18 protein-coding genes are annotated in these 15,403 nt (G+C 64.0%); 9 read left to right on the forward strand and 9 right to left on the reverse strand.

What is annotated here, in order from left to right; genetic code table 11:
• The first annotated feature begins 80 nt into the window (after positions 1 to 80).
• From dacB to LZC95_27910, 4 genes are all read left to right on the forward strand, one after another.
• Positions 81 to 1,685: a D-alanyl-D-alanine carboxypeptidase/D-alanyl-D-alanine-endopeptidase gene (dacB, locus tag LZC95_27895; protein ID WXA90272.1), complete on the forward strand. Its 1,605-nt coding sequence runs from the start codon at positions 81 to 83 to the stop codon at positions 1,683 to 1,685.
• A gap of 139 nt (positions 1,686 to 1,824) precedes the next feature.
• Positions 1,825 to 3,009 carry an HEXXH motif-containing putative peptide modification protein gene (locus tag LZC95_27900; protein WXA90273.1) on the forward strand — a complete coding sequence of 395 codons (1,185 nt, stop codon included), beginning with the start codon at positions 1,825 to 1,827 and terminating at the stop codon, positions 3,007 to 3,009.
• A gap of 322 nt (positions 3,010 to 3,331) precedes the next feature.
• Positions 3,332 to 3,475, forward strand: coding sequence for a hypothetical protein (locus tag LZC95_27905; protein WXA90274.1), 144 nt, complete (start codon positions 3,332 to 3,334; stop codon positions 3,473 to 3,475).
• 86 nt (positions 3,476 to 3,561) lie between these two features.
• On the forward strand, positions 3,562 to 5,031 hold the full coding sequence (locus LZC95_27910; GenBank protein WXA90275.1) for an HEXXH motif-containing putative peptide modification protein: 1,470 nt from the start codon (positions 3,562 to 3,564) through the stop codon (positions 5,029 to 5,031).
• Here LZC95_27910 and LZC95_27915 read toward each other — a convergent pair.
• The 3 genes from LZC95_27915 to LZC95_27925 all read right to left on the reverse strand — a co-directional run bounded on the left by LZC95_27915 (position 5,028) and on the right by LZC95_27925 (position 7,155).
• Positions 5,028 to 5,237, reverse strand: coding sequence for a hypothetical protein (locus LZC95_27915; protein WXA90276.1), 210 nt, complete (start codon positions 5,235 to 5,237; stop codon positions 5,028 to 5,030). The genes LZC95_27910 and LZC95_27915 overlap by 4 nt on opposite strands.
• A gap of 8 nt (positions 5,238 to 5,245) precedes the next feature.
• Positions 5,246 to 6,163, reverse strand: coding sequence for a hypothetical protein (locus tag LZC95_27920; GenBank protein ID WXA90277.1), 918 nt, complete (start codon positions 6,161 to 6,163; stop codon positions 5,246 to 5,248).
• A gap of 71 nt (positions 6,164 to 6,234) precedes the next feature.
• Positions 6,235 to 7,155, reverse strand: coding sequence for a LysR family transcriptional regulator (locus LZC95_27925; GenBank protein WXA90278.1), 921 nt, complete (start codon positions 7,153 to 7,155; stop codon positions 6,235 to 6,237).
• A 108-nt stretch (positions 7,156 to 7,263) separates the two neighbouring features.
• Between LZC95_27925 and LZC95_27930 the strand changes: the two genes are divergently transcribed.
• From LZC95_27930 to LZC95_27940, 3 genes are read left to right on the forward strand one after another with little or no spacing between them, the layout of a single operon-like run.
• On the forward strand, positions 7,264 to 8,166 hold the full coding sequence (locus LZC95_27930; protein ID WXA90279.1) for an SDR family oxidoreductase: 903 nt from the start codon (positions 7,264 to 7,266) through the stop codon (positions 8,164 to 8,166).
• Positions 8,167 to 8,198: 32 nt separating this feature from the next.
• Positions 8,199 to 9,035 carry an alpha/beta hydrolase gene (locus LZC95_27935; GenBank protein ID WXA90280.1) on the forward strand — a complete coding sequence of 279 codons (837 nt, stop codon included), beginning with the start codon at positions 8,199 to 8,201 and terminating at the stop codon, positions 9,033 to 9,035.
• Between the two features lie 17 nt (positions 9,036 to 9,052).
• A complete protein-coding gene (locus tag LZC95_27940) occupies positions 9,053 to 9,625 on the forward strand; it encodes a TetR/AcrR family transcriptional regulator (GenBank protein WXA90281.1) in 573 nt (190 codons plus the stop codon).
• Between the two features lie 26 nt (positions 9,626 to 9,651).
• Here the strand turns inward: LZC95_27940 and LZC95_27945 are convergent, their stop codons facing one another.
• Positions 9,652 to 10,806 (reverse strand): beta-lactamase family protein, encoded by a 1,155-nt coding sequence (locus LZC95_27945; protein ID WXA90282.1) that lies wholly within the window; start codon positions 10,804 to 10,806, stop codon positions 9,652 to 9,654.
• Between the two features lie 105 nt (positions 10,807 to 10,911).
• Here LZC95_27945 and LZC95_27950 point away from each other — a divergent pair, with 105 nt between their 5' ends.
• Entirely contained in the window at positions 10,912 to 11,442 is a 531-nt protein-coding gene (locus tag LZC95_27950; GenBank protein WXA90283.1) for a DoxX family protein, read from the forward strand.
• Here LZC95_27950 and LZC95_27955 read toward each other — a convergent pair.
• On the reverse strand, positions 11,372 to 12,739 hold the full coding sequence (locus tag LZC95_27955; GenBank protein ID WXA90284.1) for an MFS transporter: 1,368 nt from the start codon (positions 12,737 to 12,739) through the stop codon (positions 11,372 to 11,374). The two genes, LZC95_27950 and LZC95_27955, sit on opposite strands and share 71 nt — an antisense overlap.
• 23 nt (positions 12,740 to 12,762) lie before the next feature.
• On the opposite strand from LZC95_27955, the gene LZC95_27960 reads away from it, so the two are divergent.
• A complete protein-coding gene (locus LZC95_27960; protein ID WXA90285.1) occupies positions 12,763 to 13,086 on the forward strand; it encodes a hypothetical protein in 324 nt (107 codons plus the stop codon).
• A 51-nt stretch (positions 13,087 to 13,137) separates the two neighbouring features.
• On the opposite strand, the gene LZC95_27965 is transcribed toward LZC95_27960, so the two are convergent.
• From LZC95_27965 to LZC95_27980, 4 genes are all read right to left on the reverse strand, one after another.
• Positions 13,138 to 13,809, reverse strand: coding sequence for a DNRLRE domain-containing protein (locus tag LZC95_27965; protein WXA90286.1), 672 nt, complete (start codon positions 13,807 to 13,809; stop codon positions 13,138 to 13,140).
• Positions 13,810 to 13,882: 73 nt separating this feature from the next.
• Positions 13,883 to 14,332 (reverse strand): hypothetical protein, encoded by a 450-nt coding sequence (locus LZC95_27970; GenBank protein WXA90287.1) that lies wholly within the window; start codon positions 14,330 to 14,332, stop codon positions 13,883 to 13,885.
• Positions 14,333 to 14,336: 4 nt separating this feature from the next.
• Positions 14,337 to 14,852, reverse strand: coding sequence for a hypothetical protein (locus tag LZC95_27975; GenBank protein ID WXA90288.1), 516 nt, complete (start codon positions 14,850 to 14,852; stop codon positions 14,337 to 14,339).
• A 27-nt stretch (positions 14,853 to 14,879) separates the two neighbouring features.
• The gene (locus LZC95_27980; protein WXA90289.1) at positions 14,880 to 15,368 is read right to left on the reverse strand and encodes an MFS transporter; all 489 of its coding nucleotides are present in this window, start codon (positions 15,366 to 15,368) and stop codon (positions 14,880 to 14,882) included.
• Positions 15,369 to 15,403: the final 35 nt, after the last annotated feature.

Consider the following 15,403-nt stretch of genomic DNA (forward strand, 5'->3'; position numbering starts at 1 on the left):
ATCACTCTACGACATGTGCCCATAGGGCTGCGCGCGACGCGGCAAAGTTATGTACGTTGCTTTCCTTCAAGGAGGTACGCATGAAAGCCATTTCGTTCGTTCGGCATCGCCTCGCCATGTGGAGCGCCGGTTTGCTGCTTGGTTTGCTTCCATTGGCCAGTGGATGCGCATCGGACGAGGGCGATGGGCTCGTTCGGAACGATGGCCGTGTGGCGCTGGCGCCCACTGGGCTCGCCGAACAGCTCGATGGCATTCTGGCGAGCCCTCTTCTCGAAGGAGCACTGGCGGGTGTGGTCGTCCGGGATGCGCGAACGGGCGAAGTACTTTATTCGCACCGTGGAAATGATCGACTCGTTCCGGCGTCGAATGCCAAGTTGCTGACCGCCGCGGCGGCCCTGGAGGTGCTGGGCACGGGCCATCGCTTCGAGACCAGCGTCTGGACCGATGGGCAGCGACGGGGGCCCATTCTTCAGGGCAATCTCTATTTGAAGGGGACGGGCGACCCGAGCATGCTCGCGCAGGATTACGATGCGCTGGCGGCCAAGCTGGCCGATTCGGGACTGACCTTCGTCCAAGGCGAGCTTTGGGCCGACGATACGTGGTTCGATGACGTGCGCCTCGGGAGCGGATGGGAATGGGAGGACGAGCCCTTCTATTACGCTGCGCAGGTTTCGGCCCTCACCGTCTCGCCGGACGAGGACTTCGATGCCGGCAACATCGTCGTGGACGTGAACCCGGGCTCTGCGGTGGGGCAACCGCCGCGGGTCGCGCTCCTGCCCAATACGGATTACATCACGATCGACAATCGCGCGATCACGGCGGAGGCCGGATCGTCCAGCACGCTCTCGGTCGAGCGCCAGCACGGGACGAATACGTTTCTCGTTACCGGGTCGATGCCGCTCGGCGCGGATACGGACCGCAGCTACAACAGCGTGTCGCAGCCCACCGGTTATGCAGCCGCCATTTTTCGTGCGGCGTTGGAGGCACACGGGGTTCGCGTACTGGCGCCCGCGACGCACTTCGGGCCTACCCCGTCGTCGGCAACGCAGTTGCTGAAACGGAGCTCCCCTCCTCTTTCCGAGTTGCTCCCGCTTTTTCTCAAACTCAGCAACAATGGGCACGCGGAAATTTTGACCAAGACAATGGGCAAAACCCTTCATGGTGAAGGGAGTTGGGACGCCGGAATCCAGGTTATCTCGGAGTTCCTTTCCGCGAACGGGGTCGATGCGAATACCTTGCAGATCAGCGACGGATCGGGTCTTTCCCGTCACAATTTGATCTCCGCCGCGCACCTCACGGCCTTGTTGCTGGCCGTTCGCAACAAGCCATGGTTTGCGACCTTCTACGATGCGCTGCCCATCGCTGGGGTGCCGCAAAGGCTGGTCGGAGGTACGCTGCGGTCCCGCATGAAAAATACGGCGGCCGCCGGGAATGTTCATGCCAAAACCGGCAATTTGGATTCCGTCTCTTCTTTGTCGGGCTACGTCACCAGTGCGGCTGGAGATCCTTTGGTATTCTCCATTCTGCTGAATCACTACTTGCAATCGGGGGTGGCTCGCCTCGAGGATGCCATCGCCATCACCCTCGCCAATTCTGGGGCCAATCCGCGGGTGCAGCCGCCGGCCCCTCCGATCGACGTCCAGGCACGCCCCCGACTCGAGTGCGGCTGGACCAAGGGTTGCTAGCTCACGACGAAGGTCGATGGCATTTGATCGATGCATGCGCATCGATCTGCGCCGGCGCCAGGTCTTTTGGTCGCCGGCGCATTTCTTTTGTACTCGCCTAAAGGACCGCGCCCGAGCCGCGTAAATGCATGTAGACCCCATGCTTACGCCATCCCTCCCGTCGGAGTCACGTGCGTCATTGGACGATCTCGCGCAGGCCGAGCGGGCGCTTTCGACCCATGCCGAGTTCGGCGACTCCATTCAAATCGAAACGCGGGTGCTCGCCCGATATCGCTTTGGGCTGGAAGTCCTCGCAGAGTATCTCCCGTCGCTCCGTGACAGCGTCGAGCGCGTGAACGATGCCCCGGACGAATGGGCGCGGCATTTCCTGTACGATCCCGGCCTGCGGCTGGCCATCGAGAACGCCCTCGCGATGCTCGAACGGAAGTCGCTCCGCTCCCCCGATCTGCTGGAAGCGTGGCTCCCTGCGGCATGGAATGCCATCGAGCGCGATCCGGATCGGACGTATTCGGAATCGGCCTTCGCCCCATCGGGATCCGTCCGCGTGGGTCCAGGCAAATGGTCCTGGGTGGCTCCATTCGACCAGACATCGGATCCGCTGCTGCAACCACTTCGCAGAAACCTCGAGGCTGCACTGCCTACGACGTCGACCTGCCTGGCCACTTCGCCGTGGATCATCCAACGACTCGATACTGCATGTTCGTTGCTCGGAGCCGTCCTTCCGCAATTGGGGGCCAGCACACTCCGCCACATTGCGGCCATCAGCGTCATCGAGACGAAGGCAGAAGAGGGGAATCTACTCTCGGCATCGGGTGGGGACGTAGCCCCATCGACGATGGTCGTCTCGCCGCGTCAGCTCGAAAACCCGTGGGATGCAGCTGGCCATCTCCTGCACGAAGGTTTGCATCTGAAGTTGTTCGACGTGGCGCGTTCGCACGCACTCTTGCGCGACCCGGACGAACGGGTCGAGATCCCCTGGCGTCAGGTCCCTTTCACCCTATCGCGGGTGGTCTTTTCGTTTCACGTATACGTCCACATGCTGCTCTTCAAAGCAGCGGTCGAACGCCGCGGCGCCAGATATTTCCATATCTACGGCGAGCCTCGTGCTCATGACACGCGCGCCCAGGCCATGTCCGTCGTACGCAACGATGAATCGGCACGATTCGGTCGCGCCATCGACCGAACGCGGTTTCTCTACGAGCGGCTCTCGGGTCCGTGGTCATCGCATCTCACACGCGACGGTCTCCGGCTGGTGGAGTGGCTCACGTCCAGCGTCGAACGCATCGAGGGGAGTCTTCGCCCGCCGTCGGGGGAACGAACATGAGCACGGATCGACGCATCGAGAAGACGCCTGGACTGCGGGTCAAACCATTGATGGACTCGGGTTATCTTTTGGTATTCACGCCGGATCGGCCCAAGATCCATTGGCTGAATGCCAAGGCGTGGCTGATTTTCGAACTCTGCGAGAACACGCCGGAGGACGAAATCTTTTTGGAGTATGCATCCGCGTGCGCGCCTGGCGAAGGGCCCGCACCGTCGAGGGGGGAGCTTCGCGCAGGAATCGACGACCTCTTACGCAGCGGGATCGTTCGAGAAGCTCTCTCTCCGTATCGTTCATTTCAACATTCAAACAAGGAGTCAGACGTATGAACAGCAAGTCGCTCGACAAGAAGAACACCATCGAAACGCTGAAGAAGATTGTCGCGAGCAAAGGCATCGCGGAGCCGAGGGTGACGGCGGACTCCGGACAGGAGCGCCGTTGGTACCCGCCATTCATCGTTGCAGAGTGATCTAGAAGCTTGAAGGAACGGAGGGCTGTTCGGAAGCATCGGGCGGCCCTCCGTGATTGAGTCCCACCCTTGGAATGGTGACCATCATGTCGACCCATGTCACGGAATCCATGATCCGCGCGGCGGACCGCGCGCTGGCCCAACATCCGGAATTCGGGGACTCATCGGCCATTTCGACATTGGTGACGGAGCGCTACAAGTTCGGGCTCGATCTTTTCGCTCCCGCACTTCCCGGCGTGGCGCGGGCCCTGCCAATCCTGGAGACCTGGGAGGAGTCCACCACGAACGCGCTCTTCGCCGATCCGCTGATCCAATTTTCCATCGAGCGCGCATTCGAGAGCCTTGCGAATGGCGAGCCGGCCACATCGCCCCACGAGCTGGAGAGGTGGCTGGGGGTTGCGACAGCCTCGTTTGCGCGGGGCGGGCGGCTCGGTTTGGTGCAGGATCAAATGAATCGTCCGTGGCCGGTCGCAAAGGGAAAGACGTACCTATGGGATCTCCCAGCGGCCAACCCGGTGACCTCGGAGCTCGAACGAAATTTCCGTGAGCACTTCATGACGGGACGCGACGTGCAGGTCGAATTCGTCGCGCCCGACGAACGCACCGCTGGAGCGGTCGACCGTGCCTGTTCGCTATTTGGGGAACTCCTTCCAGAGACGGCGGACAGCGTGTTCCGCCACGTATCCGCCATGGCGTTGGCCGTCATGCGCGCGGGTGGCGGCCGGCTTCTCACGGGCTCCGCGGGGGACGGTGTTCCCGGTACGGTCATCCTTTCGTCCGAGGAAATCGACAATCCGTGGGATACCGCGGCGCATCTGCTCCACGAGGGATTGCACGAAAAATTCGCAGACATTACGCGCTTTGCCAGCTTGATTCGGGACAACGTCCCCGTCGGGTTCCCGTGGCGCGCCGACGAAGAAGGCTTCACCTTGGCTCGGGCGCTTTCCGCGTTTCACGTTTATGTTCACTTCGTCCTCTACGAGTCCGCGGTGCGATGCTACGGCGCGCGGCTCACGGGCCGTTATGGTTCACTCGATGCCCACCCCGTGAGTGCCCACGCCATGTCGGTCGTACGAACGGGATCGGGCCCCTACGCGCGCGGGGCCGAGCGATGTCGGTATCTCGGGAAGCAGCTTTCCACGACGTGGGCGGCCCATTTGACGTCCGCAGGGCAGCGCTTCGTGCATTGGCTCTTGGAGTGCATCGAACCCATCGGCGTCACCGAATCGCCGCCGGTGCGGCTTACGGGCGAGGCGCCGCCCATCGTGCGGGTGTCGAGAGCCGTTGGCTATCGAAAGAATCCCCATTTGAAGGAGCGGCCCCTGGAGAACGAAGGTCTCTTGTTCGCGTTTGCGCCCGAAATGCCGAGGGTTCAACTGCTGACGCTCAACTCGTGGATCATTTCCGAATTGTGCGACGGGAGCACGATGGAGGCCATCGGCGAGCGATACTTCGATATCGTCGGGGCCAGGCTCACACCCGCCGAGGCGCAGCAGCAGCTCGCGCTCGGGTTGCAGCAACTCGAGCGCGGCCGCGTCATTGAAAAGGTTCCCTAGGGTGCACGCGAATGCCGGGCCAGGCCATAGCTCGTGGCCAATGAGGCGAAGAGCAGCGCGAAGCCCAGCGCGATGACCGTCGAACCCCACGCGACGAGCGAGTGCGGTATTGGAACGAGGCCCGCGGCGAGCACGCCATGCACGATGCACGCAAGGGCTGGTAGCACGGATATTCGCATGCGCGCGCGCCATGCGAGCAGGATCATGGTGAGGATCAGCACCAGGTCGAGCGCGAGAATGTGCGCCGGCCAAGGGCCGCCGGACCAACGAAGCGTCCAAACGCCGAAGTAGACCGCGACGAGTGCGCCCACCACGCCACGAAGGTGAACACCACGCCAACGAGAAGCCAGATGGAGGACTCGCGCCGGATCCACCGCACCGCGACCAGCGCCATGGCGGGAACGAATGGCGCAATATCGAGCGCCTGGGCGGTCGACCACATGTAAATGTGCAAACCCGCGAGCCCGAGCCAAATGAGCCACGTGGCGCGCATCACCCGCCGCAGGACGACCGCCGCCCACGCGTCGAGTGGCACGAGGCTCGTAATCCCATGGCGCTCGTGCAGCATGATCAACGAAAAGAGCCACATGCCGATGAGCACACTGCGCTGGCTCGGTCCGAACCCCGGGAGAACACGCGGAATCAGTACGAGCCCGAGCGCCCCCACGATGGCCGTTGCCAATGAACGCGTCGATGCGCGTATCTGGAATATCCATGCGAGCACGCGCAGCTTGGCAACGAATGCCGCGAACCAAATGACCGAGGCCACGGCGCCGGCCATGCCGAGGTACGCGCACGTCTCGGTGTGGAGCGTCAGGTCACCTTGATAGACCACGGTGAGCAGCGCCAGCAGGACGGCCGGCCTTCGCTGGCCAAGGCGCGTCAGGAGCGCGGCGCCACCGAGCAGCGCCATGGCATAAAGCTCCGCCACCGCGGCAACGCCGAGCGAGCCATAGACGCTGCCCTCTTGCGCGAGACCGCGCGACCAGATCATCGTCCCAACGAGAACGAGCGTTGCGCTGCACAGATAGAATGGATTGTATTCGATGAACCATCGGTGAAGGAGGCGCGCCCAAAACGCATTCGCCCCCTCCCCGGCCGGCACCGGCATCGTTGCGGATTGCTCTTCCATGACGCCTCCTCAAAAAGGGTGCCTCTGCAACGCCGGGCCTCCTTGCAGAATGCCCGCCAAAGTGTCAATCGCTATTCGCGTGCCAGTGCCACGACGAAGTCCAAAAAGGCGCGGACCTTCGCCGACATCCATTGGGCGGAATGGTGGTACGCATAGAGAGGATACGTTTCCTCCGCCCAGTCGGGGAGCACCTGAACGAGGCGCCCGTCGGCGAGGAATTCGCGCACGTAGAGCTCGATCAGCTGCGTAATGCCTTGTCCTGCAAGGCACGCCGCGATGAGTGAACCACTTCCGTTCACCATGAGCTGTCCGGTGGCATTCACCGGAACGACTTTCTTGCCGCGAATGAATTCCCATTCGTAGTGGCTTCCCGTGCTGGGATTTCGCATCAGAACGCACCGATGCTTCTCGAGATCGCGCGGGCGGCGGGGCGTGCCGTGGCGCTCGAGGTAGGCCGGTGAGGCGCAGGTGACCACGTGCGTGCGCATGAGCAAACGGGATTTCAAGGACGAGGGCTCCGGATGGCCAAAGCGGACAGCGACATCGAAGCCTTCGCGGACCAGATCGACCATGCGATCGCGCACGGCCAGCTCCACGGAAAGATCGGGATGCTGCTCGAGGAACGGCTCCAGGCGGGGCGTCAGCACGAATTGCCCGATGCCCTCGTCGATGAGCACCCGCAGGCGGCCGCGGACCTTGGTCGAGGAGCCGCCGGCTTCGATTGCGGCATCCTCGATGGCGGCCAGGTGCGGTGCGACCGACTCGTAGAAGCGAAGCCCCTCGTCGGTCAGCGAGATGGATCGGGGCGTGCGACGGAACATGCGCACGCCGACCCGATCCTCGACGCGTGCCACCGCGCGGCTGACCGCGGATTGCGTGAGGCCGAGCGCCTCGCCTGCCCGCACGAAGCTCCCCGACTCCACCACCGTGCGCAGGATGCCGAGACCATCGAGTGCGTGCCTGTCGAATCCGCGAGACCTACTTTTGCTCATGCTTAGTCTTCCCAATATGCACGTGCAGAAGGCTCAGGGAAACGCCAATCTCTCCCCATGGATGCCGCAGCGTTGCGGCGGACCAGCTTTTCACAAGGGGATTGAACCATGCGTGTCTTCGTTACGGGGGCTACGGGATTCATTGGCTCGGCCATCGTTCAGGAACTCATTGGCGCCGGCCATCAGGTGCTCGGCCTGGCTCGCTCGGAGGCAGCCGCCGAGCGCCTTGCGGCGATTGGCGCCGAGGTGCATCGAGGGAGTCTCGAGGATCATGACAGCCTAAAACGCGGGGTGGCGGCATCGGAAGGCGTGATCCACACCGGGTTCATTCACGACTTCCGCAACATTGCGGCTTCGGGCGAGACGGACCGGTCCGCGATCGAAACCATGGGCAAGGCCCTCGAGGGTTCGGGCCGACCTTTCGTCGTCACCTCCGTCACGGTGCTCCTCGCGCCCGGCTACCTCGGTACGGAGGACGATGTGCTCGATCCCGAGCGGCCCATGGGCGCGCATCGCCGGGGCTCGGACCAAGCAGCGTTCGCGCTGGCATCGCGCGGCATGCGCGTGTCGTTGGTGCGCCTCCCACCCTCCGTCCACGGAGATGGCGATTACGGTTTCGTTCCCGCGCTCATCCGCATCGCCCGCGAAAAGGGGATTTCGGCGTACATCGGCGATGGACGCAACCGGTGGCCTGCGGTGCACCGGCTCGACGTCGCTCGCCTTTACCGGCTGGCGCTGGAGAAAGGGCCCGCGGGGGCGACCTTTCACGGGGTTGCCGAAGAGGGCATGCCGACACGTGACATCGCGGAGGTCATCGGGCGGCGCTTGAACGTCCCCGTCGTGTCGAAATCGCGCGACGAGGCCGCCGCGCACTTCGGCTGGCTTGCGCACTTCTTCGGGTACGACAACCCAACGTCGAGCACGCGAACGCAGAAGCAGCTGGCATGGGTCCCACGGCAGCCAGGACTCATCTCGGACCTCGAGCAAGGCCGGTATTTCGAGCCAGTTTGACGGCGCCTGCTGCTAGTGATAGAAATATCACTATGCGGATGGAGGTCGGCGCGACGGGCGGAGGGGTGCACGTGGCCGGGGTCGATATCGCGTACGACGACGCGGGGCCGAAGTCGGCGAGGACGACGCTGGTGTGCACGCACGCCATCGGCCATGGGGCGCGCGATTTCGAACTGCTGCGCGATCGCCTCGGCGGGGATCATCGGGTGGTGGCATTCGATTGGCCGGGGCAAGGAGGCTCCGGCCCGGATGACGCGCCCCCGTCGAGCGCGCGGTATGCGGAGATCCTCGCGGCGTTCCTCGCCAAGCTTGGAATCGAACGCCCCATTCTCGTGGGCAACTCGATTGGTGGCGCCGCGGCATTCGAATTGGTTGCCACCCGACCCGAGGCGGCGCGGGCGCTGGTCGTCGCCAACCTCGGGGGCCTCTTCCAACGAAATGCGATGTCGCGCCTGGTCACCCGCTCGTTTGCGCGCTTCTTCGAGGCGGGCGCACGCGGAGCGTGGTGGTATCCGCGCGCCTTTGCTGCGTATTACCGCATGGTGCTGCCGCAGCCACCCGCGCATGCACAACGCGCGCGCATCGTGGCCAGCGCACGAGAGATTGCGCCGATCCTCGCCGCCGCTTGGCGTGGGTTCGGCGACACGACGAGCGATCTGCGTCCGCTCGCCCCTCGCGTGCAGGTCCCCGTGCTCGTCGCATGGGCCATGGGCGACGTGTTCAATCCGCTCTGGGGAAGCCTCGATGCGATTCGCTCCATACCGCACGCGCGCGTCGTGAAGCTTCGGGCCGGGCACAACCCGTTTCTCGAGTGCGCCGACGAGGCGGCGGCGGCCGTGCGCGACTTCGAAGCGGACTTGCCCTCGTGAAGGAGCGCCTACCCCGAATGGGACGCCGGCCCCGGCGGGGCCATCCGGAGGACACCGCATTGCGCCTCACCGTGGCCGCAGCGCGCATGTTCGAGGAACATGGATACTTCGCGACCGACTCCAACGCCATTGCGCGCGCCGCCGGATATGCACCAGGCACGTTCTACAAGCACTTCCGCGACAAGACGGACGCATTCGTTGCAGTATACACATGGTGGGTAGAGAACGTCTGGGCCGAGGTGGACGCATCGTGGTCGGCGCCGCTCGAACGCGAAGATCGGGCGCGCACGGCCATTGCGCACGTGGTCCGCGTGCACGCAGCCTGGCCGCGGTTTCGCCGCGATCTCCGTCACCTCGCGGAGAGCGATCCCCGCGTGCAGAAGGCCTTCACGGAGAATCGCCGCGCCCAGCTCGCCCGCCTGGTGGCGATGGCCGGTAAGCCGCGCCGTGCATCCTGTTTCGGGCTGCTGCTCGCCATCGAGCGCACGGCGGACGCCATCGCCATGGGCGAGGCATCGCGCATGGGCATCTCGCCCGAAGTCCTGGAGGCCGAGCTCGTGACCGCCGTGCGGGCCTTGCTGGCCCCCTGAGCAAGACGAGCAGCGAGCTCCGGATTTCACCGGGCACGATCGCAGAGGGCGTGCTCCGCCAGCTGGAATGCGGCGGCGTTGGTCGATTCTTCGTCGATGGTGCTGGTCAGCGAGAGGACGATGCTTCGGGCACCATCGGCCGTGACCCCGGTGCGCGTATGCGGGGCCACGGGGCTATCGCCTGCATGATGCCAATAGCCGCCGCATACCGTGGGGGTCCAAAAGATGCCGAGGCCGGCGCGCGTCCCCTCCGGCCCTACGCCCTCGGGCATCGGTACCGTGCGTTGCATTTCCGTGAGCTCTTGGGCGCGAAGCAGCTTTCCCGTCATGAGCGCACGGTAAAACCGATTCAGATCCGCCGTGGTGCTGACAATGGCCGAATCGGCCGTATGCTCGAGGGTATTTTCCGTCGTATCGATGGGGTCCGCCCCCGCGGTGACTCTGAAGTACGCCTGGGCGTGCGGAGTCGGGAGCACGGGATCGGTGGTCGTCACGAACGTGTGTTTCAATTCGAGCGGCACCACGATTCGTCGGACGACCTCCTCGGACCAATCGCGGCCGGTGATGGTCTTGATGATCATGCCGGCAAGCAAATAGTTGGTATTCGAATAACCCCAACGTTGGCCCGGCGCGAACGCCGGCGGATGTTTCATGGCCATGGCGACGAGGGTTTCGGGCGGTGTCTGATCGGAAAGGGCGCGCGCGAAGTCTTCGGACAAATATTTCTGCAGCTGCTCGTCTCGGACATAATCGAAGATTCCGCTGGTATGTTGCAGCAATTGACGCACCGTGATCGCGTTGCCGTCGTAGCCCTGCCCCGCTACGACGCCGGGTAGCCATCGCTCGACGGAATCTTCCAGCGACAGCTCGGCCTCGCCGACGAGCTGCAGGACGACGATGGCGACGAAGGATTTCGTGACGCTGGCCACGCGAAATTGTGCGTCCCACGGCACCGGCTCCTCTTTTCCGAGGGTGCCGACGCCGGCGCGCGCGCGGATCACGCCCTCCGGCGTCATGACTTCGGCCAGCGCACCGACGATGTCGGCGCTTCGCCGCACGCTTTCGAGTTCCGCGCGAAGGGATGCTTCATCGAACCGTGCCGGGGCTTCGTTCTTGTCGTCCGAGCAGCCGAAGGCAGCGATTCCAAAGACGAGTACAGGCCAAGGGAAACGAAGGGTCATGCGTCAAGGTGCCCGAACGCGCCTCGGACGTTCATGGGCTCGCGATTCGGTTCGGGACCGCGGAGTTGACAGTGACAACATCGGGTCTATATTGACACTGCCAACATGCCGCTCCTATCCCTCGTCATCATCACGGGCCTCGCGCGACTCGCGGGCTGGCGCCGCCTCGGCGGAAATCGATTCAACTCGCTGTCCGGCGCACTTCAGGCCGGGGTGGCCGCCCTGTTCGTGCTCACCGGCACGGTCCATTTCGTCGGGCTTCGTGCAGAGCTCATGAAAATGGTGCCGCCCATGTTCGGCGATCCCGGATTCTGGGTGACCGTCACCGGAATCGCGGAACTCGCAGGGGCCATTGGCCTCTTGCTACCGACGACACGCCGCCCGGCAGCCGCCGGTCTCCTTCTGCTGCTCCTCGCGGTGCTTCCGGCCAACGTGTACGCGGCAACCCACCACGTCACCTTCGACGGCGCGCCCGCCACGCCCCTGCTTCCAAGGTTGCTCGAGCAACTTCTGTATTTGGCCGCCGTGGCCTGGGCTGGATTCGGCTCGGCGCATCGCGGAAAGGTCAATGCCGGCCCGCGCGGATCGAGGTCCATGCGAGTGCGCTCCCAAGCAGGAGCATCGCCGTCGAAATGAGTGCGGCGCGTCCGACGCCGGTGACGATGTGTGCGGGGCCGCCGGCGACCAGTGCGCCGAAGAGGGCCACGCCGATGGCGGCGCCGGCTTGACGGGCGGCGTTGAGTACGGCGGATGCGGTGCCGGACCATTCGCGATCCACGCTGGCCAGCGTTGCGGTGGTCATGGCAGGAACGGCGAAGCCCATGCCGCTTGGGATGAGGAGAAAGGCAGGGAGCATTTCTCCGTAGCTGCTCGTGGCGTCGAGTCGGACCAAGAGCACGTACCCCAACGCGCCCACGAGTGCGCCCACGGTCATGGGCAAACGCGAACCCACGCGCGCGGCCACGCGGCCGCTCAACAGGTTCGATACGAAGAAGCTGCCCGTGAGCGGCAGGTATGCGAGGCCCGCACGAAGCACGCTGTAGCCAAGGGCCTGCTGCAAATAGAGGCTGAGCACGAAGATCATTCCGTAATACGTGAAGTTCACCAGCACGCCGAAAGCGACAGCCGGCGTGAAGTTCGGCCGGCGAAAGAAGCGCAGAGGCAGCATGGGCGTGCGCGCATGGGCCTCGGTCCACACGAAGGCCGCGCCGGCCACGAGCGCGAGCAACATGCCGCCGGCCACCACGGGGTGCGATGCGCCCAGCGGACGCCATTCGATGACGGCGCCCGTCATGCCCGTGAGCGCGAGCACCGCGAAGATCTGCCCGGGTACGTCCAGGCCACGCGGCGTGTTGCTCTTTGGCGCGGGTGGCACGTGCGCCCCCACGAGCCACACGCCAATGGCGCAGAGCGGCAGATTGACGAGAAAGATGCTGCGCCAGCCGAAGGCGGTGAGCAGCAAGCTGCCCAGCACGGGGCCCGCCGCAATGGAGATGGCGCCGGCCGCCGTCCACTGCCCCACGGCCCGCGCACGCACGTCGGACGCATGCCCCGTCGCATGGTTCAGAAGCGCGAGCGAGTTGGGCACGAGCAGCGCAGCCCCGGCCCCCTGCACCGCCCGCGCAGCCACGAGCGCCGCCGCATGGGGGGCCAGGCCGCATGCGGCGGACGCGGCGCCGAAGAGCAGAAAGCCACACTGGTACGCTCGCTTCGAGCCATACCGGTCCCCGAGCACGCCGGCCGAAAGCAAGAGTACGGCAAAAGCGAGCGTGTAGCCGTCCACCACCCACTGCAGCGCCGCTACGCCTGCCCCGAGGTCCGAAGCGATACTCGGCAGTGCGACATTGACGATGGTCACATCGAGCTGCGCCACCACGAAGCCGAAACTCGTCGCCGTAACCGTCCAGAGCAAATCGCGCGCATGCGTCCTCACGCACGCTACTCTAGGGTCGATGCATGCGCCGACACTTCGACGCCCATCGAAGTGTCGTTCCATCCTGGACCGGCCGCCGCGCGCCGGCCCGAGCCATTAGACGATCGGGTATGCGAATGAACCTCTGGATGGCGGCCATCGCCATCACCTTTCTTGCCGTTGTTTCTTTTTCGATCGGCGGAGGCGGCGACCACGCGGATAAAATCCCACGCTCGCTGCCGGTGGTGGTGAGCCACGGTCAGCGTCGGCTGGCTCACGCGGAGTTCGCGCGCGGCGGCCGTCAGGTTGCCGTGCCGTGCAATGGCCGTCCGTGTCCCGCAACATCGGTCGGGCTCACCGTTCGATGAGGTTCGCTGGGCTATCGCTTTGCAATCAATGGGGAGAGATGACGAGATACGTCAATAGTTGATCTCGAGGATGGGCCGCGTCCCCGCCGGCGCTTCCATCGAATGGAAAGATGCAATTTCGACGTTGCGCTCGCCGGTAAGCAAAATACCGTTGTTCGCGCCGCTCGTGCACCACCGTTTGGCGATGGCGGTGACATCCCATTTGTACCAAGCGCACCCGTGATCGACGACGGCGGTGCTGACGATGGGGCCGAACCCGGGCATCGCAAACGGGACCGCATTGGTCGATGCGACATTGCAGGTGGAACAGGCATTTGGCGAATAGCCACTCCCGCCGGGCACCCACGGGCCGGAGACCCAATGGGTGGAGACCGGCATGCCGAAGCCCTGATCGGCCAAAAGCCTCAAGGTCGCGCTCGAGAGCGTCGAGCAAACGGTGGAGAGGGGTACGGGGAATTTCAACAGAGCAAGTGCTGGTATGGACGATGTGTGGATGTCGTTGACACGCAATTCGCAGCTCTTCCCGTAGTCGACGAAGCCGCTGGAGGTCCTTTGGACCCAGGTATCCGCATTGGGATTGAGATTCAATACGAGGGCCTGGTCGACCGAGCCCACGTTTTCCGCGTCGTTCGCGTTTTCCGCGTCGGTGCCGGAAACACACGCAATGGCACCGGACATCGCCAACGCAAGCCCCAAATGCACAACGATAGGACGTGTACCCATAACGCTCATCTCCCTTCGAGCATGGGCCGCGCCACCGTACCGGCAGCGCTGGTAAACCTACTCTCGCCCTTATCTAAGAGCGGCGCTCGGCACCCGCGATACCTCCGAACGGACGACACGTGTGCAACTCGGAGTTGACCGCTCGAAGCGCGAGTGGTGCGTTCGCACTGTCGAGGAATTCGACGGTGATGAATAGCAACTCGGTATTGCCCACGTTCTCGAGGTCGTGGACCATGAATTCGCCTTGACCGAACGAGACGTGCTTCGTGTCCCCTGCTGCATAGTTCACGCGAATCTCGCGGCCATCGTGATACCGCGCCAGGCCCTCGCCGGAGGTGACCGCCGTCCAGAAGTAGTCGAGCACGTGGCGATGAAATGGCATGCGCTCGCCGGGCTTCAGGCGGATGGCCCATACCCGCACGCGTTTCGTCTCGGAGAGCAGCACCTGCCCTACCCGCCCGTCACCTTGCCGTTGGGCGAATTCACGCTTCGACATGTCGTCCCAGTATTCGGGAGTGATCATCGATTCATGCGTCAACGAGGCAACCCAAGGGATGGCCGAAAGGCCCGGTCCGTGATGGATCACGATGGCTCCGAGCCACGCGCCGAATGGCTCGCCCCAGATTGAACGCTGCGATGTTGAAGCTCGATGCGAGGCTCTGGCCCGTGCCCTCCGCCGCGCCGAGGACCTGCATTTGCAGCGCGGGGGCAATACCGAATCCTGCCGCACCGAGACAGGCTACGAGCAAGACGATGGCCGTCTTCTGGTGCACGGCCCATGTCATGGTCGCAAGCACTGCCGCCCGGCATGCGAGGCTGCCAAATAGCGCCGACACCGCATGTCGGTCTGCCATTTTTCTACCCACGATATTGCCGAGGACCATTCCCGCCCCCAACACGATGAGAATGGGCGATACCGCAGTTTCGGAGAAGCCGCCGATTCGAGTGAGAATCGGCCCGAGGTATGTGAGCATCATGGACAACCCCGCCCAGCCGAGCGCGGTGGTCAACAGGCTCAGAAGAACCGAACCACGTCCAAGCATCGCCACGTCGTCTCGCAGACTCCCACGTTATTGGGTAAGAGTCGCCCGCCAGCCCAACGCACCGGCCAGCCACGTCCCGCCGGGGACTCCGACGATATTGGCCAATGTGAGACCGGCAAACATCGTCGCCACGGCGGACGCCTTCTTTTGGGAAGGGACCATATGGGTGGCCACCACCGAGCCAACTCCAAGATACGTACGATGAGCCAAAGACGTCACCACCCGGGCGGCCATGAGGAGCGGATACGATGGGGCAAGCGCGCAAGCCGCATTGCCGACGGTGAAGATCAGCATCAAGAGCGCTAAAACCATCTTGCGCGGCAGCTGTCGGCTCAACGCCGTAAGCGCAGGCGCCCCCACCGCAGCCCCCATGGCGTAACCCGATACGAGAAGCCCTGTCGAAGCAATCGACACATCGAGATCCGCAGCGATTGGGACGAGCAACCCCGTCATGACGAACTCGGTCACACCGATTCCAAAGGCACCGACGGTAAGGGCATAGAGGGCCAGGGGCATCGAGCAATCTCCCTTTCGACGAAGTGCCGAAAGCA

Source organism: Sorangiineae bacterium MSr12523, assembly GCA_037157775.1.
Taxonomy (GTDB): domain Bacteria; phylum Myxococcota_A; class Polyangia; order Polyangiales; family Polyangiaceae; genus Pendulispora; species Pendulispora brunnea.